The following is a 26,825-nucleotide window of genomic DNA, read 5'->3' on the forward strand; positions in this document are numbered from 1 at the left end:
CGCTACACCACCACCGACTTCAGTGCCCGCAGGAGATCCTCACGGCTGAAGGGCTTCGTGACATAGGCATCTGCCCCCTGCTTCATTGCCCAAAGGCGGTCTAGCTCTTGGTTTTTCGACGTGCAGACAACAATGGGGAGCTTTTCTGTTTCCGGATTTTTCTTGAGACTGCGGCAAAGTTCAAAGCCGCTCATCCCTGGCATCACCACATCCGTCACCACCACATCGGGCTTGTACTGCGTGACTTTTTCTAGAGCCTCCTTGGCGTCGGTGGCTGCAATGACGGTATAGCCCGATTCCTGAAGAAGCGAGGTAATCAGTGCCATTTCCGAGGGGGTATCTTCCACCACTAAAACCGTCGTCATGTCATCTCCCAAATGTCAATTCAAATAATCGATTACTGTCAATATACTGCCCACAGGTTGCCTGTACTACGTCAAGTACTGAAACACCATTTTTAAGAGTTCCGCTTGGGTAAAGGGCTTGGTCATATAGTCCGTCGCTCCCACGAGGCGGGCTTTAGCGCGGTCAACGAGACCCGTGTTACCCGTGACCATAATGATCGGCACTGACTTAAAGCGTTCATGGTTGCGAATGACTTTACAAAACTTATAACCATCAATGTTGGGCATCCCCACGTCCAGCAGGATCAGATCTGGATTGAGGCGCATCACCTCCATCAGGGCTTTTACAGAATCATTGAGGGCAATGACTTCAAAGGCATCATCCGCCAAAAACCGCTTAATTTCATTGAGCATGGTCGGACTATCGTCAATGCAGATGATCCGATAGGTACGGTTTGGCACTTTTGAGGTAAAAAAGCCACTGCCCAAATCGCCACTCTCCTCTGTAACGGTAGGCGTGGTTTCCTGCCACAAACTGGCATCAAAACTGGGCAGCAAATCAAAGGGATGTTGCGGCTCACGAACGACTACGGCTCCTTTATCAATCAAGGGTAAGAGGCTACGCACCAAGGCAATTTCATTTTGGTTCATGAGCACGGCCAAGTGGCGGAAGCTAAACCCCCGCAACATCGACCCCAAGCGTTGCTGCTGCTCTGGGGTTAAATTGACTTGCGCACCACTAAAGAAGTAGGGGCGCTGAAAAGGCGAGACAATTTTGTGGCCAAGGCTGAGCCACTGCTGAATTCGGGATTTGCACTGCTGAATCAGTCGGGTGGCGTCAAAGCGGCTGACAATTGGCACTTCAACATAGGGCACAAGTTGATGGTGACCGCTCTTGAGATATAAAAACGACTCTAGGACTTCAACGATTAGCCCCTCGACTAGATGGCTAAAGTGCTCTGGGGTAATGATGTCTTGAGTAAGCAACCAGCGCAGACTCTCATATTCATAGATCGGGGTGGGGGTGTTGGCCTGTTCCCATTGCTGTCGGACTTGGACACGTAACTCGCGATCCAAGGCGGAGACGTCCCAGCTCAGTTGCCGCAAATGGCGCTCAAAGCGATCGCCCGGTTCAATCGTGTGGGTAGCATAGACAATACTTCCCTGATCAAAGTAGAGAAACCACTGCTGCCCTTGAACGCTCACCCTGAAGCAACCTGTGCCTCCTGAAGTGCTGAGTTGCTGGAGTAATCGTTCCGGCTGAAGCGTTTCTGTAAACTGTGGTGTTCCCCCGCCACTAAAACCGCGATCTGATGTCATCATATTTAGCCTCCGAGCTGCTACCCCCACCGAAGTTTCGTCCTACTCCGGCAGCAACCAGCGATATTTGACAATAAAACCAATTGAGATGTTTTCCTCTCCTTAAAGTGAGAGATGTGCTTCAGAATACTGGTGTGTTGATTATATTAAGCGGTATCGGCGAAAAAATGAAAGAAAACTTCAGAAAAGTTAATGACCTTCACAAAGGATAGTAGACTACACCCCTTTTCTAAAAAATGACGATGCCTCTGCTTTTTTGCGACTGTTACCAATGACCTCTACACTTGAAGAAAAACTACGGACGGCATTCTCACCAGAACAGGCGCACCTACTGGCGGAAGTAATTCGTGAGGCCTATGACGACTTGGTGAAGGCCAAAGACTTCAATGAACTGAAAGTAATTGTGGCCGATCTGGCTCAAGCCCAGAAGCGGACGGAAGAACGGCTCGAAGAACTCGCGGCAGCTCAGAAGCGGACTGAGGAACGAGTTGAAGAACTCGCGGCAGCCCAGAAGCGGACGGAAGAACGGGTGGATCAACTGACCGTTACCGTTGCCGAACTGGCACAAGCCCAGAAGCGCACCGAAGAACGAGTGGATCAACTGGCGGCAGCCCAAGAGCGCACCGAGAGAGCAGTGAAACAACTCGCACGCCAAGTGGGTGGACTTAGTGAAGCCTTGGGTGGGTCGCTGGAAGACCTTGCCCTTGAGGTGGTGCCAGAGATTCTGGAATATCGCTGGGGCATGGAAATTGAGTTCTGTGACCGCGACACCCTCCCCCTGCGCAATGGGGAGTATGAATTTGATTTAGTGATTCGGGGTCAGGTGGCAGGGCGACCAATCTTGGTACTCGGGGAAGTGAAAAGTAACATCACCGAATCAGAGGTGGAGCGGTTTTTGAATCTAGTGGCTCAAGTGGAAGCGCCCGAGGAGATTCGTCCCCTCTTTTTTGGCTATCGCCTTGAGCGTGCAGCTAAAGCGTTGATTCGCGATCGCGACGCGGTAATGGTCACCACCCGCGGCAAGTACTTTCCCTAGAATGGGAATATGGCTAATCAACACTAGCAATGATCTCTGCACTTGAAGAAAAGCTACGGACGGCATTCTCACCAGAACAAGCGCACCTACTGGCGGAAGTGATCCGTGAGGCCTATGACGACTTGGTGAAGGCCAAAGACTTTAACGAACTAAAGGCGATTGTCGCGGATCTGGCGCAAGCCCAGAAGCGCACGGAAGAACGGCTCGAAGAACTCGCGGCAGCTCAGAAGCGGACTGAAGAACGAGTTGAAGAACTCGCGGCAGCCCAGAAGCGCACCGAAGAACGGGTGGATCAACTGACTGTTACCGTTGCCGAACTGGCACAAGCCCAGAAGCGCACCGAAGAACGAATGGATCAACTGGCCGCAGCCCAAGAGCGCACCGAGAGAGCGGTCAAACAACTCGCACGCCAAGTGGGTGGCCTTAGTGAAGCCTTGGGTGGGTCGCTGGAAGACCTCGCCCTTGAGGTGGTGTCCGAGATTCTGGAATATCGCTGGGGCATGGAAATTGAGTTCTGTGACCGCGACACCCTCCCCCTGCGCAATGGGGAGTATGAATTTGATTTAGTGATTCGGGGTCAGGTGGCAGGGCGACCAATCTTGGTACTCGGGGAAGTAAAAAGCAACATCACCGAATCAGAGGTAGAGCGATTTTTGAATCTTGTGGCTCAGGTGGCAGCGCCCGAGGAGGTTCGCCCCCTCTTCTTTGGCTATCGCGTTGAGCGTGCAGCCAAGGCGTTGATTCGCGATCGCAACGCGGTAATGGTCACCACCCGCGGCAAGTACTTTCCCTAGAATGGGAATATGGCTAATCAACACTAGCAATGACCTCTGCACTCGAAGAAAAACTACGGGCAGCGTTCTCGCCAGAACAGGCGCACCTACTGGCGGAAGTGATCCGTGAGGCCTATGACGACTTGGTGAAGGCCAAAGACTTCAACGAACTAAAGGCGATTGTCGCGGATCTGGCGCAAGCCCAGAAGCGCACGGAAGAACGGGTGGATCAACTGACTGTCACTGTTGCAGAACTCGCTCAAGCGCAGAAGCGGACGGAAGAACGGCTCGAAGAACTGGCGGCAGCTCAGAAGCGCACCGAAGAACGAGTGGATCAACTGGCGGCAGCCCAAGAGCGCACCGAGAGAGCAGTGAAACAACTTGCACGCCAAGTGGGTGGCCTTAGTGAAGCCTTGGGTGGGTCGCTGGAAGACCTCGCCCTTGAGGTGGTGCCTGAGATTCTGGAATATCGCTGGGGCATGGAAATTGAGTTCTGTGACCGCGACACCCTCCCCCTGCGCAATGGGGAGTATGAATTTGATTTAGTGATTCGGGGTCAGGTGGCAGGGCGACCAATCTTGGTACTCGGGGAAGTGAAAAGTAACATCACCGAATCAGAGGTGGAGCGGTTTTTGAATCTAGTGGCTCAAGTGGCAGCGCCCGAGGAGGTTCGCCCCCTCTTCTTTGGCTATCGCGTTGAGCGTGCAGCCAAGGCGTTGATTCGCGATCGCGACGCGGTAATGGTCACCACCCGCGGTAAATACTTCCCGTAAAAAAATCCCCCTCCACAGGGGAGAGGGATCTAGGGTGAGGGCAAATTCACCCGCTCTAGAACGTGAACGTAGTCCGAATCACGCCTTGCAGAATCGGCTGACCAGAAATAACCCCACCCCCATTGGTATTGTTGGGGTTGATAATCGCTGTGAAGATAGGCGTGATGCTGATGTTGTCACTGATGGGGAATTTGTAAAAGGCCTCAATGTTGACCTGATTGGCATTGTTAATGAAAGCAAAACTAGGTGCACTGTTGATAAACGGCGCACCCGCCGCTGCCGCCAGTACTGAACCTGGCACCAGCAAGTCTTTGTAGCCAATACCCGCCATAAAGTTATAGGCCATCATGCCAGCGGCAGGGGCACCAAAAATAGAAAACGGTAGGGGCGAAACATTGGGGAAGTAGCCATTGGGAATCCCTGCTACCCCTGCACGGCCAAAGATGCCCAAGCGACCCAGATTGAGCTCAAAGTTGATGCCCCCCGCTTGCGCCTCAATGCCATAGGTTTTGGAGTAGGTACCTTGAAGCTTCACCGCATAACTGTTGCGACCATTGCCAAAGGTGTTGGCATACTCCAACTCCAAGGAAGCTTGGTAGGGATCACCCGCAAACCCACCCCCCGGACTTGGAGGGGCAATGCCAGAATTAGCTCGTCCTGGCTCTGCCGCAAGATACAATGCCCGCACAGTAAAAGGACCTTCATTGGGGTTCCACTGGATAGCAACCCCTGCACCCCCTAGGTAGTTCATGGCGTAGGGCACAATGAAGGGGTTATTGAGGAAGAAGTAAGTGCCAAAGTCACTGGTAGGAGAGTTCGCCCAGCTATTGGTGTCAATGATGTCGCTCGGATAGAACCGTGTCCCTGCAGTAATGGTGATATCTTGGGTGGGCTTAAACGTATAGGCTAGGCGGTATAGCTCCACATTCGGACCAAAGTTCGACCAGTAGTACTGGCTGGGGCTAAAGTAGGGAAGCGGCCCCAGTGCATTATTAAATGTATTGCCAGCTCCGAGGGTCGAGTTTATTTGCAAACCCAGACCATAGGTGCTAATGGCATCGCGACCGCCATTGCCCGTAGACAGGGTGGTTTGCAGCAAGTCAGTGCCGGTAAAGCTGGTATTCAGGTTCAGCAGAACGGCAGAAATAACTGTCGGATTTGGACGTCCGGAGGCGAGTGAAATAAAGTTACCGCCGCCAAGAGGAATATTGTTACCTGGGTTGGCAGGATCGGGACCAGGACGCACGGAGCCCAAAATGCTATTACTACTTTGGCGACCACCGTACTGCACCGACATCACCGCCGTACCCGTGAGCTTGGTCGTTGTCGAGAACTGGGTGGCTTCAAGGGCAGCGGTGCGGGCTTCGAGGTTGTCCACGCGACCGCGCAGGGTGGCGAGTTCAGCAGCGAACTCATCCATGAGTCTCTGAAGAGTGGCGAGGTCTTCTTTGGTGGCAAAGCGATCGCTAATCACATCGAGGCAGGCGTTCAATGCTGCTGCCATTTCATAACGGGTGGCGGCACGGTTGCCACGGAAGGTGCCATCAGGATACCCCGCGATACAGCCATACTTTTCAACCAAGGAGGCGAGGGCTTGGTAGGCCCAGTCGGTGGGACGCACGTCAGACAGTTGCGAGACAGAGGTCACCTGCCCCATGGATTCTTCGTTGGCCAGAAGCTGATTGACAGAGGTAATCGTGCTCGAAGCGTCTGCAATGGTGTTGGGGGCAGGCAGTGCTTCAGAAACTTGGAGATTTTGTGGTTCAGCAGCAATTAGGTTTTCGAAGTTGGCGGGTTCATTCGCGGTAGCAATGTTAGCCCCTGCGACCACACCCAGTAGGCTCAAGCTACCTGCTAACAGGTACGTCTTTTTCACGATGTTACTCCTCACTCACGAGCGTCTGGGTTCGGCAGAGCGATCAATTCATTCTGCTGTCCCCTAGTACTTAGCTTACACAATATGGCTTAAATGTGTTGCAAGCCGATTATGCAAGTTCTGATAGATTCTAAGTGCTTCCCCTTTGATTTGTCAAATACTTTGTTTTGATTTGTTGACACTGGAATTTCATCCGTCTGGCTGGCGTGGTACGAGCTGCACACAAGGAGCCTTTCTGATAGAGGGGGTGGCAACCAGAGAAGTTCTGCTTGGTCGGTACAATAGAAAGTACAGCCAAGACTTCATAGATGCAATGACCTCTGTCCTTGAAGAAAAGCTGCGGGCGGCGTTTCCTCCCGAACAAGCGCATCTGCTTGCAGAAGTCATCCATGAAGCCTACAACGATTTGGTGAAAGCAAGAGACTTCAATGAGCTGAAGTCCATCGTAGGCGAATTAGCTCAAGCCCAAAAACGCACTGAAGAGCAAGTTGAAGAACTCGCCCAAGCTCAAAAACGCACTGAAGAACGAGTGGATCAGCTAGCTGTTGCTGTTGCAGAACTGGCTGAAGCGCAAAAGCGCACTGAACGAGCCGTCAAACAACTTGCACGCCAAGTGGGCGGCCTCAGTGAAGCTCTCGGTGGGTCCCTAGAAGACCTTGCTCTGGAAGTGGTGCCCGAAATCCTAGAACATCGCTGGGGCATGGAAATCGAATTTTGTGAGCGGGATGCCCTACCCCTACGCAACGGCAGTGATGAGTTTGACTTGGTCATCCGGGGTCAAGTTCATGGAGAGCCGATTCTAGTGTTGGGGGAAGTCAAAAGCAATATCACCGAATCTGAGGTGGAGCGGTTTTTGAATCTGGTGGCTCAAGTGGAAGCGACTGAGGAAATTCGCCCTCTGTTTTTTGGCTATCGCGTTGAGCGGGCAGCCAAGGCGTTGATTCGCGATCGCGGTGCGGCAATGGTCACCACAAGGGGCAAATACTTTCCTGATTGAATGAAGTACCCATCACGCTTCTTGGGTTGGCGCGGCATCTGCTGCATGGTAGGAGCTACGTACAAGAGGCCCCGATCGCACGTGGGAAAAGCCGAGTTCGCGGGCAATCTTGCCCAAGGTGTTAAATTCTTCAGGTGTCCAATACTTGACCACAGGCAAATGACTCAACGAGGGGGGCAGGTATTGTCCCAAGGTCAGGCGATCGCACCCCACGGCTCGCAAATCTTTTAGAGTTTGAATCACCTCTGCTTCGGTTTCTCCCAAGCCCAACATCAAGCCCGACTTGGTGGGAAGGTGGGGATTCAGTTCCTTAACCGTGGTCAAGACCCGCAGTGAACTCTCATAGGTGGCACCCCGTCGCACCGGGCCTTGCAAGCGGCGTACAGTTTCGAGGTTGTGGTTGTAGCAGGCAGGCTGTGCCGCCACAATTTGGGCAATGCAGTTCCGTTGGCTCAAGCGTCCCCGATCCATACGAAAGTCGGGGGTGAGGACTTCAATTTCCGTGCCGGGACAGCGTTGGCGAATCGCGTGCATGGTCGCAACAAATTGACCCGCCCCCTGATCGGCTAGGTCATCGCGAGCCACAGAGGTTAAAACTACATAGCGCAATCCCAAGGTAGCCACAGCAGCCGCAATTTTTGCTGGTTCCTCTGGATCAACGGCAGCAGGAGCGTGGCCTTTCTCCACTTGGCAAAAAGCGCAGGCACGGGTACAGGTGGCGCCTAAGAGTAAAAAAGTGGCGGTTTTTTGGGCATAGCATTCACCGCGATTGGGACAGCGCCCCTCTTCACAGATGGTGTGGATGCCATAGTGGCGCACGAGGCGTTGCACGGTGGAGATCTCACTGGCTTTGCCAAGGGGTTTGCGCAGCCACGGCGGCAGGGGTTGGGAGATAGTCATAGAGTCGGGTTAATCCTGAAAATAGGGGAGAGGCGAGCTAGATACAAAACTTGATTAACTATCGAGTCTATTTATTAAGTAACTGTAAATGATCCCTAGGGGTGCGCCTAGGGGGCGATCGCTTCTATGGCAGGATCAATAGCGACGTTACCGCAGGTATGCCACAGAACCTATGAGTGATCAGCCACGCCCAACGGTCATTATTACGGGTGCATCCTCTGGAGTCGGATTGTATGCCACCAAAGCCTTAGCTAATCGGGGCTGGCACGTTGTTATGGCCTGCCGCAATCTTGAAAAAGCAGAGCAAGCCGCCAAAGACTTGCAGATTCCGCCGCAGGCCTACACGATTTTGCATTTGGACTTGTCCTCGTTGGCCAGTGTGCGCGGCTTTGTGGAGTCATTTCGGGCATTGAATCGCCCCTTGCGTGCCCTTGTCTGCAATGCCGCTGTCTATTATCCCCTGCTCAAGGAACCGATCTACAGTGTGGATGGCTATGAAATCAGTGTGGCCACCAACCATTTGGGGCACTTTCTTTTGGCCAACCTCCTCCTCGATGATTTGAAGAAGTCTCCCGAAAGCGATAAGCGCTTGGTGATTCTCGGCACGGTGACGGCCAACCGCAAAGAACTCGGCGGCAAAATTCCCATTCCTGCTCCCCCCGATTTGGGTAACCTCGAAGGCTTTGAGAAGGGCTTCAAGAAACCCATCGCCATGATTAACGGCAAGCCCTTCAAGTCGGGCAAGGCCTATAAAGACAGCAAGCTCTGCAATATGCTCACGGTGCGGGAACTACATCGCCGCTTCCATGATTCGACGGGGATTGTCTTTAGCTCCTTGTATCCGGGCTGTGTGGCGGACACCCCCCTCTTTCGCAACCACTTTCCCCTCTTCCAGAAGCTCTTCCCCCTCTTCCAGAAAAACATCACGGGGGGCTATGTCAGTCAAGAACTAGCGGGTGAGCGCGTCGCAATGGTGGTGGCCGACCCAGAGTTTTGCCAGTCGGGGGTGCACTGGAGTTGGGGTAACCGCCAAAAAGAGGGCCGCAAAGCCTTTGTCCAAGAACTCTCGGCAGAGGGCAGTGATGAGCAAAAAGCGCGCCGCCTGTGGGAGTTGAGCGAAAAACTGGTGGGTTTGGCCTAGCCGATGCAGTGGTGGTTGCCCCTCGGCGTTAGTCTTGCCCTTGTCATCGAGACGGGGGCGATCGCCAGCTCAGCACCAGAAACAGTGGTGAGCCAATTTTATCAGTGGTGGGTGCGAAACCAAGATCAAGGCCGCCAACGGTTCTCTCAGCAGCGAGCAGCGTTTACGCCCGATCTATACCAGCAGTTGATGCAAGCCTTTCGCAAACAGCCACGGGATGGCGCTTGGCTAGACTTTGATCCCTTTTCCTTTACCCAAGTGAGTACTCAAGGGGTGAAAGTGCGCAACGTGCGGCGATCGCCCAATCATCCCCAAGTGGCGGAAGTGGATATTGAGGTTATGGTAGGTCTACGGGGGCGATCGGGAACGCCTGTGCCGATAAAAGTACTCCTGCGCCAAGGGGGCGATCGCTGGCAAATTGATAACCTGATCTACCTGAGCACGTGGGACAACCTGCGCTGTCTGCTGCGGGACATCAACCGCTAGTGAACCTTAACGTCTTCTTCCATTCCTCTGGCTGAGCTTGCCGCTATGGTGGAAGTGATCCTTGCCATTGCAGGACGGATGTATGTCACAGCAAGATTTTGGCGTCATTGGCCTCGCTGTCATGGGGGAAAACCTTGCCCTCAATGTGGAGCGAAATGGATTCTCCGTGGCGGTTTATAATCGCACCCCCGCCCGCACTGAAGCTTTCATGGCCGAACGAGCCGCCGGCCGTCGCTTCAAGGCCACCTATCGTCTTGAGGAATTTGTGGCGTCGCTGTCGCGTCCCCGCCGCATTTTGGCGATGGTCAAAGCCGGCAAACCCGTGGATGACCTGATCCAGCAACTCAAGCCACTCCTTGAACCGGGCGACATTCTCATTGATGGGGGCAACTCCCTCTACACGGATACCGAACGCCGCGTTGCTGAAATGGAGGCAGTAGGGCTGTGCTTCTTTGGCATGGGCGTCAGTGGCGGTGAAGAAGGTGCCCTCAATGGTCCGAGTCTCATGCCCGGTGGCAGTCGGGAGGCCTATCAAGCCCTCGAACCCATTCTCACCAAAATTGCAGCGCAAGTGGATGATGGCCCCTGTGTCACCTACATTGGGCCGGGGGGATCGGGGCACTTTGTCAAGATGGTGCACAACGGTATTGAGTATGGCGATATGCAACTCATTGCCGAGGCCTATGACCTGCTGAAAAACCTCCTTGGCCTCAATCACCAGCAACTTCATGAGGTTTTCAAAAGTTGGAATGAGACCCCCGAACTCAACTCATTTTTGATTGAAATTACTAGCCAGATTTTCACCTATATTGACCCAGAAACCCATTTGCCCCTTGTGGATGTGATTGTGGATGCGGCAGGTCAAAAGGGAACCGGTCGCTGGACGGTGGAAAGTGCCCTTGAAATGGGGGTGGCCATTCCAACGATTACCGCTGCCGTGAATGCCCGCATCATGTCCTCCATCAAAGCCGAACGGATGGCGGCTGCCCAAGTCCTCCCCGGCCCTGCGGCTCACTTTAGCGGCAATAGGCAAGAATTCATTGACAAAATTCGCGATGCCCTCTACTGCTCAAAGATTTGCTCCTATGCCCAAGGGATGGCGCTGATTGCCAAAGGCTCCCAAGAACTCTTTGATAATCAACTAAACCTTGGCGAGATTGCCCGCATCTGGAAAGGGGGCTGCATTATTCGCGCTGGCTTCTTGAATAAGATCAAGCAGGCCTACAGCGAAAATCCCCAACTGGCCAATCTGCTGCTGGCGCCGGAGTTTCGGCAAACCATCCTCGATAAACAGGCGGCGTGGCGGGAGGTGTTGGTGGAGGCGACCCGTGCTGGGATTGCTGTGCCCGCCTTTGGCGCGTCCTTGGAGTACTTCGATAGCTATCGGCGCGATCGCCTGCCGCAAAATCTCACCCAAGCACAGCGGGATTTCTTTGGTGCCCATACCTACGAGCGGATCGATAAACCGGGAACCTTCCATACGGAGTGGGTACCGATTCAGGAGGCAGGAAAAGCATCCATTTAAGAGGTAGGCAGTAGCGTTGGAGGCGTTGTTCCCCAAGGGGGCAATTCTTTAGCTTATCTTAAGAATTAGGCGAGTGATTTGCTTGCCCGCGATCATCCTGCACTTTGGGGAGGCCAAGAAGCCTTGCATCCGTTTTTACGACTGCTGCACCACAGCCAACGCTACCAACGCCAAGTGGGGCTTGCCTCCCTCTACTCTATCCTCAATAAAATTTTTGATCTCGCTCCCCCCGTTCTGATTGGGATTGCTGTGGATCTGGTGGTGAAGCAGCAGGATTCCCTCTTCGCCCGCTGGGGGCTGGTGACCTTTGAGCAGCAACTGTTGGCCTTGGCCGGCCTATCATTTGTGATCTGGAGCTTGGAATCCCTCTTTGAGTATGCCTATGCCCGCAGTTGGCGCAACCTAGCCCAGCAGATTCAACACGACCTGCGCCTTGAGACCTATGCCCATGTCCAAGAGATGGATTTGGCGTTTTTTGAAGAACGCAGCAGTGGGGTGTTGCTCTCGATTCTCAATGATGACATTAACCAACTAGAGCGCTTTTTGGATGGCGGTGCCAACGAGGTGTTGCAAGTCACAACCACCGTCTTAGTGATTGGTGGGATTTTCTTTTATTTGGCGCCCAATGTGGCGATCTGGGGGATGCTGCCGATGCCCTTTATTCTCTGGGGATCCGTCATCTTTCAGCGGCGACTCGCCCCTCGTTATGCCGATGTGCGGGAAAAGGCGGGACGCCTCAACGAACGCTTGGCTAACAATATCTCAGGTATTCAAACGATCAAGAGCTTTACTGCCGAGGCTTACGAATTGGAGCGCCTGCGCTGGGATAGTGAAGCCTACCAACAGAGTAATCGCCGCGCCATTCGCCTCAGTGCTGCCTATATTCCCCTGATTCGCTTTGTGATCCTCTTTGGCTTTACGGGAACGTTGGTGCTGGGTGGCTTTGCCGCTTTTCAGGGGCGCTTGGATGTGGGCGCCTACAGCACGATGGTCTATCTGATTCAACGGTTGCTCTGGCCCTTGACCCGTTTGGGGGAAACACTGGATCAGTATCAGCGAGCCATGGCCTCAACGCAACGGGTGCTGAATTTGCTGGAAACGCCGATCGCGATTTGTACGGGCGATCGCCCCCTTGATCCGCGCCATGTCAAAGGAGAGGTGCGCTTTGAATGCGTTAGCTTTGCCTACGCGGGTCGGGCGCCGGTGCTAAAAAATGTCAGCTTGCACGTGCCTGCAGGTCAGACGATCGCCATTGTCGGCTCCACGGGATCCGGCAAAAGTACCCTTGTGAAATTGTTACTGCGGTTCTATGAGGTGCAAGAAGGGCGCATTCTCATTGATGGGGTGGATATTCGCGAGTATCGGCTGCGGGACTTGCGCCGTGCCATTGGTTGGGTGAGTCAGGATGTCTTTCTCTTCCATGGCACCGTCTTTGAGAACATTGCCTATGGCAGCCCCCAGGCCACCCTAGCAGACGTTGTGCATGCTGCAAAATTGGCGGAAGCCCATGACTTTATCGAGCAACTGCCCCAAGGTTACGACACGGTGGTCGGCGAACGGGGGCAAAAACTCTCCGGCGGTCAGCGGCAGCGGCTGGCGATCGCCCGCGCCCTGCTCAAAGATCCACCGATTCTAGTGCTCGATGAAGCCACCTCCGCCGTGGATAACGAAACCGAAGCCGCCATCCAGCGATCGCTAGCCCACATTACCGCCCATCGCACCACCATTGCCATTGCCCACCGCCTCTCGACGATTCGCCACGCCGACTGCATTTACGTTCTAGAGCAGGGCGACATTGTTGAACAGGGGACACACGAAGCACTCTTGGCGCAGCAGGGCGTCTATTACGGCCTCTGGCAAGTCCAAGCCGGCCAGCTCCTCCCTGAAGGTTAGGGTGTGAGGTTATAGCGTGCCCGCTCAGCGGCTGTTTTCTCGCGATCCAGTTTCAAGATCAGCACTGCCAAGGGGGGCAAGCAGAGATCAAGGGAGTAGCGGCGGTTGTGGTAAGGCCACTCATCCGCCCATTTACCGCCCAAGTTACCCATGTTGCTACCGCCATACTCGCGGGCATCACTGTTAAACAATTCACTATAGAAGCCATGCTCCGGCACGCCAATGCGGTAGTGGCTGTGGGGCTGTGGTGTAAAGTTACAGACGACAACCACAAAATCTTGGTAGTCCTTATCCCAGCGGATAAAGGACACAACGCTATGGCGGTTATCGCTACAGTCAATCCACTCAAAGCCCTCCTGTTTGAAATCTTGGGTGTAGAGGGCAGGTTGTGAACGGTAGAGGCGATTGAGATCCTCAAAGAAGCGTTTGGTTTGCTGGTGGGGTTCGTATTGCAGCAGGTGCCACTCTAAATCGCTCCAGACATTCCACTCGCTCCATTGGGCAAACTCCATCCCCATGAACATTGTTTTCTTGCCGGGGTGAGTGAACATGTAGGCAAATAAACAGCGCAGATTGGCGAATTTCTGCCAGCGATCGCCCGGCATTTTGCCAATGATGTGACTCTTGCCGTGCACCACCTCATCATGGGAGAGCGCCAGCATGAAGTTCTCGCTGTGGTGATACCACATACTGAAGGTGACATTGTTTTGGTGGAACTGGCGGAACCACGGATCCATGCTGAAGTAGTCCAGAATATCGTGCATCCAACCCATATTCCACTTCAGGTTGAAGCCCAATCCCCCCATGTAGGTTGGCCAAGAGACCATCGGCCAGGCCGTTGACTCCTCCGCGATCGAGAGAATTCCCGGAAAGTAGCTAAAGATCACATGGTTGACTTGGCGCAGGAAGTTGGCCGCCTCTAAATTTTCCCGTCCGCCGTATTCATTGGGTACCCACTCACCCTCCTTGCGGGCATAGTCAAGATAGAGCATCGAGGCCACGGCATCCACGCGAATACCATCAATGTGGTACTTGTCAAACCAAAAGAGAGCATTGGCCACCAGAAAATTGCGCACTTCGTGGCGACCATAGTTAAAGACAAGGGTGCCCCATTCCTTGTGTTCGCCCTTGCGCGGATCCGCGTGTTCGTAGAGGTGGGTGCCATCAAAGAAGGCGAGGCCGTGGCCATCCTTGGGAAAGTGCCCCGGTACCCAATCCACAATCACACCAATACCGTTTTGGTGGCACTGATCCACGAAATACATAAAGTCCTGGGGACTGCCATGGCGAGAGGTGGGGGCGTAGTAGCCAGTGACTTGATAACCCCAAGAGCCATCGAAGGGATGCTCAGCAACGGGCAAGAGTTCAATGTGGGTGTAGCCCAATTCCTTGACGTAGGGAATGAGTTTGGCCGCCAATTCGCGATAGGTGAGAAAGCGTGCCCAGGGCTTGAGTTCTGCCACCTGTACGGGTTCTTGGGGTTGGCCATCAGCACCAATAGGGGGGTCTTCCATTGAGGCGTGGAGCCACGATCCTAAATGCACCTCAAAGACGGAAATCGGCTGCGTCAGGGGGTCGGTGTGGCGCCGTTTTTCTAGCCAGTCGTTATCGCCCCATTCGTAGCTGTTGAGGTCGGTGACAATAGAGGCGGTCTTGGGACGCGGTTCTTGGTAAAAGCCGTAGGGATCTGATTTTTCGTAGATGTGGCCGTCTTGGTTCTTAATTTCGTACTTATAGTGCTCGCCCACACCCAAGCCGGGGATAAAGAGTTCCCAGATGCCATTGCCGCGCCGTGCCATTTGGTGTTTGCGGCCATCCCAGTGGTTAAAGTTGCCAATGACAGAGACATTGCGGGCATTGGGTGCCCAGACGGCAAAATACACCCCTGCAACGCCATCGACTGTGAGCAGGTGTGCCCCGAGTTTTTCATAGATGCGGTGGTGATTGCCCTCGGCAAAGAGATGAATATCAAAATCCGTCAGCTTTGAGGAGCGGAAGGCATAGGGATCGTAGATCACCCGCTCGTGGCCATTTTCATAAATTTTCAGTTGATAATTATTCAGTTCCGGCAGAGGAATGCGGCATTCAAAAAAGTGGGGGTGGTGCACTGGCGTCATCGGATATTCTTGCCGCTGCTCTGGACAGAGGACACTCACCCGTTCGGCATTGGGTAAATAGGCGCGTACCGCCCACATGGATTGGCCATTCTCACTGATCTGGTGACATCCCAAAATTTCAAAGGGATCGTGGTGCTGGTTGGAAACAATGCGGTCAATCTGTTCGGGCGAAACGGTCATATTTTTATACTTTCGTAAAATATAGAGACAATACTATAGAAAAGTTAACAGTTAGAATGCTCCCCTTGACAAGGGCACAGACGCTATTTCTCTGGCTTCTCTTGATCGGTGGCGTGGGCTAAGAGTCCTTGGAGTAGCTCTCGCAATAGGCTCGGTCCTTGGTAAATCCAACCGGTGTAGAGTTGCACCAGTGTTGCACCGGCTGCTAGTTTTTCGATTACATCCTCTGGCGTGAAAATCCCCCCCACCCCAATAATCGGCAGAGTGCCTTGGGTCTCTTTGTGGATAAAGCGAATCACGGCGGTAGCGCGATCGCGCAAAGGGGCACCACTGAGACCTCCCGCCTCGTCCGCCGGCGATCGCCCCGTCTGCGGAATCATCTGGGTTTTTAGCCCCTCCCGTGCCACTGTGGTATTGGTGGCCACAATGCCGGCGAGTTCATAGGTTTGAATCAGATCAAGAATTGCCGCAATCTGCTCCCAACTCAAATCGGGGGCAATTTTCAGAAGCAGGGGCTTGCGGGGGTGATTGGCGGTTTGTAGCGTCTCCAAAATGGGTTCTAGTTGTTCCTTGGCTTGCAGATCCCGTAACCCCGGTGTGTTGGGAGAACTCACATTAATCACGAAATAATCGCCAAGGGGATACAGGCGGCGAAAACTGGCTAAGTAATCCTCTTTTGCAGCTTCCAAAGGGGTGATTTTTGACTTGCCCAAATTGATACCGATGGGAATCGTTGGCGGGGGCGATCGCTCCAAAAGGGCGGCCATGGCCTCTGCGCCGGCATTATTAAACCCCATGCGATTAATCGCCGCGCGATCGGCTGTTAGGCGAAAGAGGCGCGGACGCGGATTTCCCGGTTGTGGCTGCCAAGTGACGGTGCCCAACTCCGCAAAGCCAAAGCCAAAGGCCGACCAGACACTGCGGGCGACACCATTCTTATCAAACCCTGCCGCCAAACCAATGGGATTGGGAAAGCGTAGTCCCCACATTTGCCGCTCTAAACGGGGATCTGCAAGGGCATAGCGTTGCTGAAGTTGCTGCCGCAGCCAAGTGCTCAGGGCACGATCCTGATTAAGCCACCCACAGAGGGAGATAAACTGCTGGTGCAGAAATTCTGGATCCGCCTGCAACCCAGAAAAAAGAAGTGGCCGCAGCAGGTGCCGATAAGGATCAATGGCCATTCAGACTGCCATTCCCCCACCTAAAGGGTTGAATGATCAACACTATGACCCTAGTCCAGATAGCCCATGAGGACGGGTGAATCATCAATGATATTAGAAGCCACAGGCCGTTCCCCAGCGGAATAATAGGTTTCAGCAATGTGCAGCCCACTGGTGGTAATCGGACGAATGCCCATCCAATTCACTGTTTCGACAATTTCAAAGTCATCCGCTGCCACGGGGCGCACCCCCATGATGTTCAGGGTTTCAACCACGCGGAAATTGGTGGCCACGATGGGGCGAATACCGGCGGAGTTGATGCTGTCGTAGATTTGCAGGCCACTGCTGAGCACCGGACGCTCGCCGGCATCTTTGATCATGTGCACCACTTGCACGGGACTGGCTTCAATGGGACGCAAGCCGGCACTATTAAAGGTTTGCCATACCACGATGTCGCTGGCTGTGGTTGTGCCTGCGGGGGCAAGAGCGGTTTTTTCGGCAAGGGAAACCATTTGACCGCTATTTTCTTTGGCGGGCGGGGTGCTGCGACGGGCGGGACGGCTAGCTTTGGCCGTGGGTTCTTCGGGGGGTGGGGTTTGAGGCGTTTCAGTCATGGCGATCGCTCCTAATGCAATAATTCAATCCTACAGGTGAATTCGTATGCAAGCATTCTATATCTCTAGTCCTTGATCATAGCAGCCCAAGAGGAGTGCCAGCGGTTTGAGAGATTCCTTTCGGTGCAGGAATGGTTGGCTTTTCAAGCGTGCAGCAGAGGCATCATGTCGCTGGGTGCCCCTTGGCCAATCACTTTGCCACGATCCAGAACAATGGCACCGTCCGCTTGCGCCAGTTCATCGAGACGGTGGGTGACCCACAGTGCGGTGATCCCTTGGCTGTTGACCAGTTGGCGCACGTAGCCTAGGAGTTCCCGCTGGCTATCGGGGTCAAGGAGTGCCGTGGGTTCATCGAGCAATAGCACCCGACAATGGCGAGCGATCGCCCCGGCAATGGCTACCCGCTGTTTTTGGCCGCCACTGAGGGCATAGATGGGACGGCGTTCTAGCCCCTGTAAATTCACAGCTTGTAGGGCGGCACTGACGCGCTCGCGCACCTGCCAATAGTTGAGGGATTCACCATTGAGACTAAAGGCAATATCCGCACCGACACTGGGCATCACCAGTTGGTGATCGGGGTTCTGGAAGACAAAGCCAAGGGGTTGCTCCACATAGACTTCACCGCTTTGGGGCTGCAAGAGACCTCCCAAAATACGCACCAGTGTTGACTTACCACTGCCATTGCGGCCGAGGAGCATCCATAGTTGCCCCCGCGGGATTTCTAGGGACACCCGATCCAGCACTAAAACCTCTGGCGACCAGCCAAAGGAGACCTCTTTGAGATGAATTGCTGGGGGGATTGCCGCCATGGGTTTTTGGACAATGCTCATGTTTTTCGGTAGGGTGAGGATGACCCCCAATTGGGTTGTCGTGCACCAAGTAAGGGAGCGGCTATGCAAGATGGATTATACATTGTCCTCATCAGTATTCATGGTTTGATTCGGGGCGATCGCCTTGAACTAGGACGAGATGCCGATACGGGAGGACAAACCCGCTATGTGGTCGAACTGGCAAAAACCCTTGCAGCCCATCCCCGGGTGGCGCAGGTGGATTTGGTCACTCGTCTGATTCCCGATGCCAAGGTCAGCCCCGACTATGCCCAGCCCATTGAGCGAATTGGCGATCGCGCCCGCATTGTCCGCCTAGCCTGTGGTCCTCGCCGCTATTTGCGCAAGGAAGTGCTTTGGCCCTATTTAGACGTATTTGCCGATGAACTGTTGCGCCATCTCCGCCAAAGTGGCCGCATGCCCGATGTGATCCACAGTCACTATGCCGATGCCGGTTATGTGGGCTGCCGTGTTGCCGGTTGGTTGGGGGTTCCCCTTGTTCACACTGGGCATTCCCTCGGCCGGGTCAAGCGACAGCGACTCCTTGCCCAGGGTAGTAAGCCCGATGCCATTGAGGAGCAGTTTCACTTTACGACTCGCATTGAAGCCGAGGAGCAAACCCTTGCCAGTGCCGCACTCATTATTGCCAGTACCCATCAGGAGGTCGAAGAGCAGTATCGCCTCTACGATCAATACGATCCGGCACGGATGGCCGTTATTCCGCCGGGGGTAGATACCCGCCGTTTCTATCCAGGGCCTGTCCCTGCCGATTTACCCTTTCGCAAGGAATTGCGTCGCTTTTTAGTGGAACCGGAAAAGCCCTTTATCTTTTGCCTCTCCCGGCCAGTACCGCGCAAGAACGTGGCTGCGTTGCTCAACGTCTATGGCACTGATCCCTTTTTACAGGAGCGAGCGAATCTGGTCTTAGTACTCGGCAATCGCACCGATATTAGCAAGATGGAGGCCAGCCCTCGCCAAGTGTTGACCGAACTCTTTTTGCTGGTCGATCGCTATGACCTCTATGGCAAAGTCGCCTATCCGAAAACCCACACCAGTGATGAAGTCCCCGATCTTTACCGTTTAGCCGCGCAGCAACGGGGGGTCTTTATCAATCCTGCCCTCACTGAACCCTTTGGCTTGACGCTCATTGAAGCGGCTGCCTGTGGATTACCGATTTTGGCGACAGCGGATGGCGGGCCGCAGGAGATTCTCCGCCACTGTCGCAATGGGTTGCTCTTTGATGCCCTTGATCTAGAAGCCATTCGCAGTGCCTTGCATCAAGCCTTTCAAAGTGATAGCCAGTGGCAGACTTGGGCAGACAATGGCCTGAAGGGGGTACAAGCCCACTACTCTTGGCGCAGTCATGTGGAGATGTATCTGCACGCCCTTGCTCAACTGGCGGAAAAATCAGTCTTGCCCGTGTTGAGTGTGCAACGCCAACCGGCTCAGTACCAGAGTAATAAACTGCCAACGACGCTGACACGGAACCGCCTGCTCACCCTCGAACGCCTGTTGATTAGTGATATTGACAATACCTTGATTGGCGATCGCCCTGCCCTTGAGCGACTCTTAACACTTCTGCAACGCCGTCCTGAAATGGGCTTTGGGGTGGCAACGGGGCGTCATCTCGAAATTACCCTAGAGGTCCTCCATGAATGGGGCGTGCCGATTCCCGATGTTTTAATTACGTCCGTGGGCAGTGAAATTCACTATGGCCCTCACTTGGTTCCCGACACCAGTTGGCAGCAGCACATTAGCTATCGCTGGGAACCCCAACGGGTGAGAGACACCCTCGCCGATGTGGCAGGCCTGACGCTGCAACCCCCAGAAAATCAACGCTCCCACAAAATTAGCTACAACGTGGATACCACGGTTCTCCCCAGCATTACACCGGTGTTACGTTTGCTACGGCAGCAGAAACTCCATTGTCGGCCAATTTTCTCCCACAATCAGTTCTTGGATATTTTGCCCCTGCGTGCCTCTAAAGGCGATGCCCTGCGCTATCTTGCCCTCAAGTGGGGCTATCCGCTGCAAAAACTGTTGGTGGCTGGGGACTCTGGCAATGACGAGCAAATGCTGACGGGGAATACCCTTGCTGTTGTTGTGGGCAATCACAGTCCGGAATTGGAAAAGTTGCGCGATCGCCCCCATATTTACTTTGCCCAAGGTCACTATGCCCAAGGGATTCTCGAAGCGATTGAACACTATGGCTTCTAACGAAAAGCCTGCGATAACGTCAAACTAGAAATGCCCTTGGCGCGGTAATCGGCAAGAATCTGAGCCAGTGCCTCCACTGTCGGTTGTCGCGTGGGATTGAGTTTGGGATTGCTCTGCAGTGCCAAGTTGAACTCCGTGCCATCCTGCATCAGCCAGTGACTCCCCCGCTAGCACGCTAGAGAGCTTGGGTTCCTTGAATTAGCCATTCGCCACCAACATTGACTAAAGTAAAGCGTAGCGTTTGATAAAAATCTTGACCAGAGTTCATTATGTAGTGAAGATTTGCATCAACAACGGCTCTATCTGAAGTTAAACCGACAACTTCAGTACTATAAACATCAACGTACTGCACTTTAGTCCACCAATCGATGTATGAACCATAGCCGTTGGGGTGTGCTGAGGCATCATTTTGGAAAGAGCTGGTCAATTGATGCCACGCTGCCTCGTAATTGCCGGCGTTAATCAGAGCATAGTAATTTTCAACAAAAAGGCTGGGATCAGGGAGCAGCTCCGGGTCAAGCAGGACGCGTTCGCTAGCACTTGCAGGGGGTGGGGGCGTAGAAACAGTTTCTGGGGTTGGCAACGGAGATTCAATAGGGGGCGATTGGTCAGGAGTTTCTGCGACTTCAGTAGGGGAATTGGCTAGCGAGGGAGGGCGGGGTTCTAGGCGGTTCGACAGCAAAATTACAGCCATCGCTGCAAACATACTCCCAAAGGCAATCACAAGTGAGCCGAGGATGAACCACGGTGCGAATGATGACTGAGCTGTGGGTACTGATTGAGTCCCAGAGAAGGGTTGTCCTGTAGGCGTGGTAGAGAGGGGTGGGGGTGTGACAACCGGTTCATGGACAATACTGCCTGCCTCAATCATCCGCCAATGTTGATCCTGCCGTTCAACCCGTGCTGGCCTCAGCAATTGCCCTGACTTTTCACTGGGGTGCTGGGGTAACGTTCGCCGAAATAAGTAAGCATCGAAGTCTCCCCTATGCAAGGGAACAAGCCAAGACTGTTGATTGACATCTGTGATCACTAAATAGCTGGGATGAGCAGGACACTCAGTAAAAATGGCACCCTCGCTTTGAGAACCTGAAGGACGCACCAGTGTTCCATAGTTTTGCAGCTCTAACCAATCACTCTGCAAACCACTGTTGTACTTCTCAAGCAGCCAGTTGACCGACGGCGCTAAGCGAGGTGGTGGAGACTCCTCAGTAACCAGTTTAGTAATCAGTGGTGTTTCTAGCGCCTGCATCTCTAACGTTTTTTTTGTTTCTGTCTCTGCATCCGCTAGGGCAGCTTCGACTTCCTTGGCGGATTGATAGCGATCGCTGGGTGCAACGGCCAGCATCTTTGCCAAAACATCGCGAAACGTTGGTGTGATTTGGACATACTTTTGCCAATTCCAAGTGTGATGGTAGTTATCAAACAATTCCTTGGGATCTTTGCCCGTGAGTAAGACAATACAGGTCACTGCTAGGGCGTACAGATCGGAACTCGGAAAAACCTGCTCACCTCTAACTTGTTCTGGTGCGGCATAATGCGCTGTATAAATTTTTGTATGCCCCTTCGCAACTTCGGTAACACGGGAAATCTCCTTGACTGCACCAAAGTCAATGAGGTAAAGGCGACGCTGCCCCGGAAATTTACTGTTCTTTGCCGATTGGCGAATGATGTTTGCTGGCTTAATGTCTCGATGAATAGCCCCTTGATCGTGGATGTACTGCAAAACAGGTAGGAGATCCTTTAAGACCTCACGAACTTCCTCTTCACTCAAATAACCGCGATAGGCAAGTTCACACTCAAGCGTATCGCCATCAATAAATTCTTGAACCAGATAAAAATAGTGTTGTTCTGCTTTGCCTGTGCTGCTGCTCACCCGCTCCTGAAAGAAGGCAAATAGGGTAGGAATTTGGGGATGTTCCCCCAACGTTTCTAGGAGTCGCGCTTCTCGCTTGAATAAATTTTCTGCTTTTTGCAAGAGGTCTGGATTTGAGGTTTCAACTTGGAGCTGTTTAATCACACATTGGCGCTTGGCGGGCGTATCCAAATCTCGCCCTAGGTAAGTAATACCAAAGCCCCCCTGTCCCAACAGCTGTTGGGCAACATAGCGCCCCCGCAAAATCAAGGGCATGCCGCAGTTGGCGCAGTACTTTTGGCTAATGGTATCCACCAAGACATCCCCCTCTAGTTCAGGCAGGTCATTGTGGGGATGGGAACACTGGGGGCGGGTGCAGTAGATAAGCATGATTTTGCATCAAGAAGCACCACTTTATTCACGATTAAAACTGATCCAACACTTGGGTGACAACCTCAGGACTCACAGAAATGCCGTCAATCCCCAAATCAATTAACCACGGCAGCCAATGGGGATAGCGAGTGGGGGCTTCGCCACACAGATGGCATCCTAGGTGATGGGCTTTGGCCTGTTGAATCAATTGGGCGATCGCCCCCCTAACGGCAGGATGGTCTTCATTTAATTCCGGTAGTGTTGTTTCGCGATCAATGCCCAACAGCAGTTGGGTTAGATCATTGGTGCCAATCGTAATGCCAGCAACGCCAAGGTTGGCCAGATCAGACAGTAAAAATAAAATGGCCGGCACCTCCGCCATTACCCACAGTTCCACACCCGCCTTGGCTGTCAGACCATGCTGGGCAAGAGCCTTTTGACAATAGACCACCTCACTGACACTGCGGACAAAGGGAAGAATAATACGCAGCGGGCAGGCTTCTAAGCGGTGGGCGATCGCCAGCGCTGACAGTTCCAAATGAAACAGCTCTGGACAATGGCGATAGCGACTCACTCCCCGCAGCCCCCAATCCGTTGCCGGTTCAAACTGATGTCCCCCCAAGAGTTGGCGATAGTCGGCTGGCCGTAAATCCAATGTGCGATAAAAGAGGGGACGGGGGGCGATCGCCCGCATAAATTCACAGAGGTGCTGCACCCAGCGATCGCGCAACTGCTCAGCGTCCCCCTGCTCCAACCAATGACAGGGATGGCGATGATCCAAAAAGGCCAACAACATCAACTCTGAGCGCAATAGACCAATGCCATCACAGGGGAGCGATCGCAATAACCGCAGGGCACTGACTTGACTGACATTTACCATGACCGGCAACGGCAACCGCTTGACCGTTGGGAGTGAGGGCGTTTGCGGCGAGGGGGTCGCCACCACGGGCAATGGCTCTGGGGGCAGTTGATAGATAGACCCCCGATGACCATCGAGAAACAGCGTCATTCCTGAACTAATCTGCTGAGTCGCATTTACCACACCGACCACCGCTGGCCGTCCCAATTCCCGCGCCAGAATGGCACCATGACTGGTTAAGCCCCCCTGCTCACAAATCACACCAACCGCAGCACTCACGAGGGGCAACCAGTGGGGTGGAATACTTTTGCTCACCAAGATCTGCCCAGCAACAGCCGTAGGAGCACAGGGGTCTGTAACCACAAGGGCAGGGGCGATCGCCTGCCCCGGCGCAGCGGATAGCCCTTCAGCTATGAGGGTGCGCTCCACGGCCTGCGGCAAGGGCACCAGCGGCAGAGGTTCTGCTAAACACTGTCCCCACCAAACCTGTGTCTGACTGCGATGCCAAACCCAGAGATGGGACGCCGACCCGCGACAGGCCTGCTGCAAGTATTGTTCCTCTGCGGGCGTCAGCTCAATTCCCTTTGGGGGCAAAGGAATGCCGTGATGGGGGAGCGTCACACCGCTGGCGATCGCCGGCAACCTTGGATCACTCCCTGTCCACCAGCCTGAGGCAACAATGGTACTCAAGGGGTAAAGCAAAATCGCCACTTTGAGGTGACAAAAATCCCATCCCTGCTGCCAATAGGTATAGAGATTCTTGGCTTGGACAAGGGCAGCAAAGGCCGCTTCGATCGCCTGATGACCCAGGGGTAAACTGGGATGATGTAACACGGTTCCACGGCCTAGCCCCCAAGGTAAGTCCACCGCTTCCTGCCAAAGATAGGTGGTGAGAACAAGATGACGTTCTCCCCCCTGTTGTTGCCAAAAGTGATGACAAGCAGCAAAAATTGTTTCTAACTCCCCCACATCCAAAGGGGTTAATTCATGGGTCATCCTCAGTGCCAGTGCCTTGAAATCCGCCGCATTGGGGGGCACCTCTTGCCAGCGATCGCAGGCCGCGTGCCACAGGGGAATGACGCCAGAGCGTAACTGTTGCCAGACATTGGTGGAAATCAGCCAGACAGGATGAGGCGGTGGCAAGATTTTTTGCGCCTCTTGCAGGGCAACCAATGTTGGGGAAAGGGCTTCCGCTGGGTACTGTTGTAGGGGTTCCAGAAGGAGTGATGTCACAAATGCGTTTCCTTAATCGTCCTTGGGGGTCTGGGAGCGGACGATCCGACCTAGGGAGAACTCACTGTCCGTTTGCTGACGGCGACGAATGTTGAGGACATCAGTGATTTTTCTAATTTGCGCCAAGAGATGATCCAACTGCTTTGCATTCACAATATCAATACACAAATCAATAATCGCCGTGCGTCCCGGATCTGTGTGGACATTGGCTCGTCGCACATTAATTTGATTATCAGTTAAACGGGTCAAAATATCCTTAAGAATACCAACGCGATCAATCACCTCAATTTGCACATCCACAGGGTAGGTTTGGGGACGGCGTTGATTGACTTTTGTGTTCCAACTCACGGGAATCAGGCGATCGCTCGACACCGACTCTAGGTTGCTACAGCCCTGACGATGAATTGAAATACCCCGACTCCCCAGCGTCACCACGCCAATAATCGGTTCATCGGGCACAGGACAACAGCAGCCAGCAATGTGATAAACCAAGCCCTCCACCCCAAGAATCGGGGAATCACTGGGTTTCGTGGCGGCGGGTACACGGTTAACAGGGGCAGATTCTGAAGGCAGTTCCGGTGGGGTTGTCTCTGGACGCGCTAGGGTAATTGCCCGCAGCCGATTCACCACCAGATTCAACGTAATTTCGCCATAGCCCAAGGCGGCCACTAAATCATCGACACTTTGGTAGTTGCTGCGCTCTGCTACCTGTTGCATCTGCGGTGACTTCAGAAGGGCTTCTAGACCCGCTTTGCCCAGTTCCTTCTCCAGTAATTCCCGTCCCCGCTGCAGGTTTTCATCGCGGCGCGATCGCTTGTACCACTGCCGAATACGATTGCGTGCCGTTGTGGTTTTAACAAAGTTCAACCAGTCCAAACTGGGGTGGGCAGTTTTCTGGGTGATGATCTCAACTATGTCGCCATTGCGCAGTGGTGTATCCAAGGGCACCATCCGACCATTCACCCGTGCCCCAGCACAGTGATTCCCGACATCGGTGTGAATATGGTAGGCAAAGTCGAGGGGCGTCGCCCCCTGTTGCAGGGCAAGGACATCCCCTTGGGGCGTAAAGACGTAGACCTCCTTATCAAAGAGATCATCGCGAATGCTATCGAGATATTCTTGGGCATCCTTGAGGTCATTTTGCCAATCCAGCAGTTGCCGTAGCCAAGTGAATTTTTGATCGCGAGCACTCCACTGTTGCGGCAAGGAATGACCTGTTTCTTTATACTTCCAGTGGGCGGCAATCCCATACTCAGAGACATGGTGCATCGCCAATGTGCGAATTTGCACCTCCAAGGGGCGCCCCCCAAGACCAATAACCACCGTGTGCAGTGATTGATACTGGTTGGGTTTGGGCAAGCTGATGTAGTCCTTGAACCGCCCTGGCACGGAAAGGAAACAGTCATGGACGACGGCAAGGGCACGATAGCACTCATCCTTTGTGGCCACCAGAATGCGAATGCCCGCCACATCATAGATTTCATGGAATTCTTTTTGCTGCCGCATCATTTTTTGATAGATGCTGTAGAGGTGTTTGGGACGGCCACTAATTTCTAAGTATCCAAAGCCCATTCCCGATAAGCGGTCATAGAGAATTTGAATCGCCTGCTGCAGTTGTGCCTCGCGATTAGCGCGTTTTTCCGCCACCAGTTCCTGAATGCGGCGGTAGGCTTCTGGCTCTAAATACTTAAAGGCTAAATCCTCTAGCTCCCACTTGATCCGCCAAATCCCCAAGCGATTGGCCAAGGGGGCAAAGACATCACGGGTTTCTTGGGCAATGGCACGGCGGCGATCTTCCGGTAGATACTCTAGGGTGCGCATATTGTGCAGGCGATCGGCCAGCTTGACAACGATGACCCGAATATCTTGCGCCATCGCCAAAAACATGCGTCGGAAACTTTCCGCTTGCCGCTCCGTCTTACTGGAGAAGTTAAACTTCGAGAGCTTAGTGACCCCCTCCACCAGTCGCCGCACCTCGGCACCAAAATTGGCTTCTAGCTCCTCTGCCGTAACAGCGGTATCCTCAATCACATCGTGGAGAAACCCCGCCGCCAAAAGAGCAGGCCCCCCGCCTAAATCTCGCAGAATACTTGCCACTGCCACAGGATGGGCAATGTAGGGTTCCCCAGACGCCCGCCGCTGTCCTTGGTGTAGGTCGTAGGCAAATTGAAACGCTCGACAGACTAAATCATCCCCATTCTCAGGCTCTGGATTTCGCAGGCACGTCGCTAACCAATCGGGTAATTCAATATCAGTCGGCAAGCTAGGTGCAAAAGCGTTCATAGCAGCAGGCGATCGGGAGAGCAGCACAGTGGATTCGAGTACGTATA

General features: G+C 53.6%; 21 protein-coding genes. 9 read left to right on the top strand and 12 right to left on the bottom strand.

Annotated elements, in window-relative coordinates:
• Positions 1-2 precede the first annotated feature (2 nt).
• The gene (locus RHJ02_RS12825; protein WP_206200491.1) at positions 3-365 is read right to left on the bottom strand and encodes a PleD family two-component system response regulator; all 363 of its coding nucleotides are present in this window, start codon (positions 363-365) and stop codon (positions 3-5) included.
• A gap of 66 nt (positions 366-431) precedes the next feature.
• A complete protein-coding gene (locus RHJ02_RS12830) occupies positions 432-1,667 on the bottom strand; it encodes a response regulator (protein ID WP_310743142.1) in 1,236 nt (411 codons plus the stop codon).
• 268 nt (positions 1,668-1,935) lie between these two features.
• Between RHJ02_RS12830 and RHJ02_RS12835 the strand changes: the two genes are divergently transcribed.
• Genes RHJ02_RS12835 through RHJ02_RS12845 form a run of 3 tightly spaced genes read left to right on the top strand, consistent with a single transcriptional unit; the run spans position 1,936 to position 4,246 of the window.
• Positions 1,936-2,700, top strand: coding sequence for a hypothetical protein (locus RHJ02_RS12835; protein ID WP_310800292.1), 765 nt, complete (start codon positions 1,936-1,938; stop codon positions 2,698-2,700).
• Between the two features lie 29 nt (positions 2,701-2,729).
• On the top strand, positions 2,730-3,494 hold the full coding sequence (locus RHJ02_RS12840) for a hypothetical protein (protein WP_310800293.1): 765 nt from the start codon (positions 2,730-2,732) through the stop codon (positions 3,492-3,494).
• A 29-nt stretch (positions 3,495-3,523) separates the two neighbouring features.
• Positions 3,524-4,246, top strand: a complete 723-nt coding sequence (locus RHJ02_RS12845; protein ID WP_310800294.1) for a hypothetical protein — start codon at positions 3,524-3,526, stop codon at positions 4,244-4,246.
• A 55-nt stretch (positions 4,247-4,301) separates the two neighbouring features.
• Here the strand turns inward: RHJ02_RS12845 and RHJ02_RS12850 are convergent, their stop codons facing one another.
• Entirely contained in the window at positions 4,302-6,122 is a 1,821-nt protein-coding gene (locus tag RHJ02_RS12850; protein ID WP_310800295.1) for an iron uptake porin, read from the bottom strand.
• 313 nt (positions 6,123-6,435) lie between these two features.
• Between RHJ02_RS12850 and RHJ02_RS12855 the strand changes: the two genes are divergently transcribed.
• On the top strand, positions 6,436-7,119 hold the full coding sequence (locus RHJ02_RS12855) for a hypothetical protein (protein ID WP_310800296.1): 684 nt from the start codon (positions 6,436-6,438) through the stop codon (positions 7,117-7,119).
• Between the two features lie 12 nt (positions 7,120-7,131).
• Here the strand turns inward: RHJ02_RS12855 and lipA are convergent, their stop codons facing one another.
• Complete coding sequence (gene lipA / locus RHJ02_RS12860; RefSeq protein WP_206200499.1) at positions 7,132-8,019, bottom strand: lipoyl synthase; 888 nt, start codon at positions 8,017-8,019, stop codon at positions 7,132-7,134.
• A gap of 172 nt (positions 8,020-8,191) precedes the next feature.
• Here lipA and RHJ02_RS12865 point away from each other — a divergent pair, with 172 nt between their 5' ends.
• From RHJ02_RS12865 to RHJ02_RS12880, 4 genes are all read left to right on the top strand, one after another.
• Positions 8,192-9,160: a protochlorophyllide reductase gene (locus RHJ02_RS12865; protein ID WP_206200500.1), complete on the top strand. Its 969-nt coding sequence runs from the start codon at positions 8,192-8,194 to the stop codon at positions 9,158-9,160.
• 3 nt (positions 9,161-9,163) lie between these two features.
• Entirely contained in the window at positions 9,164-9,646 is a 483-nt protein-coding gene (locus RHJ02_RS12870; RefSeq protein ID WP_206200501.1) for a DUF3828 domain-containing protein, read from the top strand.
• 82 nt (positions 9,647-9,728) lie between these two features.
• Positions 9,729-11,171, top strand: coding sequence for an NADP-dependent phosphogluconate dehydrogenase (gndA, locus tag RHJ02_RS12875; protein ID WP_206200502.1), 1,443 nt, complete (start codon positions 9,729-9,731; stop codon positions 11,169-11,171).
• A 78-nt stretch (positions 11,172-11,249) separates the two neighbouring features.
• Complete coding sequence (locus tag RHJ02_RS12880; protein WP_310800297.1) at positions 11,250-13,064, top strand: ABC transporter ATP-binding protein; 1,815 nt, start codon at positions 11,250-11,252, stop codon at positions 13,062-13,064.
• Here the strand turns inward: RHJ02_RS12880 and glgB are convergent.
• The 4 genes from glgB to RHJ02_RS12900 all read right to left on the bottom strand — a co-directional run bounded on the left by glgB (position 13,061) and on the right by RHJ02_RS12900 (position 17,965).
• Positions 13,061-15,361, bottom strand: coding sequence for a 1,4-alpha-glucan branching enzyme (glgB, locus tag RHJ02_RS12885; protein WP_302676882.1), 2,301 nt, complete (start codon positions 15,359-15,361; stop codon positions 13,061-13,063). The genes RHJ02_RS12880 and glgB overlap by 4 nt on opposite strands.
• Positions 15,362-15,444: 83 nt before the next feature.
• Complete coding sequence (locus RHJ02_RS12890) at positions 15,445-16,536, bottom strand: quinone-dependent dihydroorotate dehydrogenase (RefSeq protein WP_315863485.1); 1,092 nt, start codon at positions 16,534-16,536, stop codon at positions 15,445-15,447.
• 56 nt (positions 16,537-16,592) lie between these two features.
• Complete coding sequence (locus RHJ02_RS12895) at positions 16,593-17,135, bottom strand: hypothetical protein (RefSeq protein WP_310438666.1); 543 nt, start codon at positions 17,133-17,135, stop codon at positions 16,593-16,595.
• Positions 17,136-17,278: 143 nt separating this feature from the next.
• The gene (locus RHJ02_RS12900) at positions 17,279-17,965 is read right to left on the bottom strand and encodes an energy-coupling factor ABC transporter ATP-binding protein (RefSeq protein ID WP_302679172.1); all 687 of its coding nucleotides are present in this window, start codon (positions 17,963-17,965) and stop codon (positions 17,279-17,281) included.
• A 63-nt stretch (positions 17,966-18,028) separates the two neighbouring features.
• Here RHJ02_RS12900 and RHJ02_RS12905 point away from each other — a divergent pair, with 63 nt between their 5' ends.
• The gene (locus tag RHJ02_RS12905) at positions 18,029-20,179 is read left to right on the top strand and encodes an HAD-IIB family hydrolase (protein ID WP_310800298.1); all 2,151 of its coding nucleotides are present in this window, start codon (positions 18,029-18,031) and stop codon (positions 20,177-20,179) included.
• Here the strand turns inward: RHJ02_RS12905 and RHJ02_RS12910 are convergent.
• The 4 genes from RHJ02_RS12910 to RHJ02_RS12925 are packed head-to-tail and all read right to left on the bottom strand — an operon-like array spanning position 20,176 to position 26,778.
• Entirely contained in the window at positions 20,176-20,328 is a 153-nt protein-coding gene (locus tag RHJ02_RS12910) for a hypothetical protein (RefSeq protein WP_302678499.1), read from the bottom strand. The two genes, RHJ02_RS12905 and RHJ02_RS12910, sit on opposite strands and share 4 nt — an antisense overlap.
• 26 nt (positions 20,329-20,354) lie before the next feature.
• Entirely contained in the window at positions 20,355-22,421 is a 2,067-nt protein-coding gene (locus RHJ02_RS12915) for a protein kinase domain-containing protein (protein ID WP_310800299.1), read from the bottom strand.
• 34 nt (positions 22,422-22,455) lie between these two features.
• A complete protein-coding gene (locus RHJ02_RS12920; protein ID WP_310800300.1) occupies positions 22,456-24,495 on the bottom strand; it encodes a putative PEP-binding protein in 2,040 nt (679 codons plus the stop codon).
• A 12-nt stretch (positions 24,496-24,507) separates the two neighbouring features.
• Entirely contained in the window at positions 24,508-26,778 is a 2,271-nt protein-coding gene (locus RHJ02_RS12925; protein WP_310800301.1) for a bifunctional (p)ppGpp synthetase/guanosine-3',5'-bis(diphosphate) 3'-pyrophosphohydrolase, read from the bottom strand.
• Positions 26,779-26,825: the final 47 nt, after the last annotated feature.

It is taken from the genome of Thermosynechococcus sp. TG215 (assembly GCF_031583455.1).
In the GTDB taxonomy this organism is placed as follows: domain Bacteria; phylum Cyanobacteriota; class Cyanobacteriia; order Thermosynechococcales; family Thermosynechococcaceae; genus Thermosynechococcus.

What these genes read in the sequence shown, in the direction of transcription:
- RHJ02_RS12895 (WP_310438666.1), bottom strand. Translation starts at nt 17,135, where the DNA reads ATGACTGAAACGCCTCAAACCCCACCCCCCGAAGAACCCACGGCCAAA.
- lipA (WP_206200499.1), bottom strand. Translation starts at nt 8,019, where the DNA reads ATGACTATCTCCCAACCCCTGCCGCCGTGGCTGCGCAAACCCCTTGGC.
- glgB (WP_302676882.1), bottom strand. Translation starts at nt 15,361, where the DNA reads ATGACCGTTTCGCCCGAACAGATTGACCGCATTGTTTCCAACCAGCAC.
- RHJ02_RS12925 (WP_310800301.1), bottom strand. Translation starts at nt 26,778, where the DNA reads ATGAACGCTTTTGCACCTAGCTTGCCGACTGATATTGAATTACCCGAT.
- RHJ02_RS12900 (WP_302679172.1), bottom strand. Translation starts at nt 17,965, where the DNA reads ATGAGCATTGTCCAAAAACCCATGGCGGCAATCCCCCCAGCAATTCAT.
- RHJ02_RS12840 (WP_310800293.1), top strand. Translation starts at nt 2,730, where the DNA reads ATGATCTCTGCACTTGAAGAAAAGCTACGGACGGCATTCTCACCAGAA.
- RHJ02_RS12845 (WP_310800294.1), top strand. Translation starts at nt 3,524, where the DNA reads ATGACCTCTGCACTCGAAGAAAAACTACGGGCAGCGTTCTCGCCAGAA.
- RHJ02_RS12915 (WP_310800299.1), bottom strand. Translation starts at nt 22,421, where the DNA reads ATGCTTATCTACTGCACCCGCCCCCAGTGTTCCCATCCCCACAATGAC.
- RHJ02_RS12910 (WP_302678499.1), bottom strand. Translation starts at nt 20,328, where the DNA reads ATGCAGGATGGCACGGAGTTCAACTTGGCACTGCAGAGCAATCCCAAA.
- RHJ02_RS12905 (WP_310800298.1), top strand. Translation starts at nt 18,029, where the DNA reads ATGCAAGATGGATTATACATTGTCCTCATCAGTATTCATGGTTTGATT.
- RHJ02_RS12865 (WP_206200500.1), top strand. Translation starts at nt 8,192, where the DNA reads ATGAGTGATCAGCCACGCCCAACGGTCATTATTACGGGTGCATCCTCT.
- RHJ02_RS12835 (WP_310800292.1), top strand. Translation starts at nt 1,936, where the DNA reads ATGACCTCTACACTTGAAGAAAAACTACGGACGGCATTCTCACCAGAA.
- RHJ02_RS12830 (WP_310743142.1), bottom strand. Translation starts at nt 1,667, where the DNA reads ATGATGACATCAGATCGCGGTTTTAGTGGCGGGGGAACACCACAGTTT.
- RHJ02_RS12855 (WP_310800296.1), top strand. Translation starts at nt 6,436, where the DNA reads ATGACCTCTGTCCTTGAAGAAAAGCTGCGGGCGGCGTTTCCTCCCGAA.
- gndA (WP_206200502.1), top strand. Translation starts at nt 9,729, where the DNA reads ATGTCACAGCAAGATTTTGGCGTCATTGGCCTCGCTGTCATGGGGGAA.
- RHJ02_RS12825 (WP_206200491.1), bottom strand. Translation starts at nt 365, where the DNA reads ATGACGACGGTTTTAGTGGTGGAAGATACCCCCTCGGAAATGGCACTG.
- RHJ02_RS12870 (WP_206200501.1), top strand. Translation starts at nt 9,164, where the DNA reads ATGCAGTGGTGGTTGCCCCTCGGCGTTAGTCTTGCCCTTGTCATCGAG.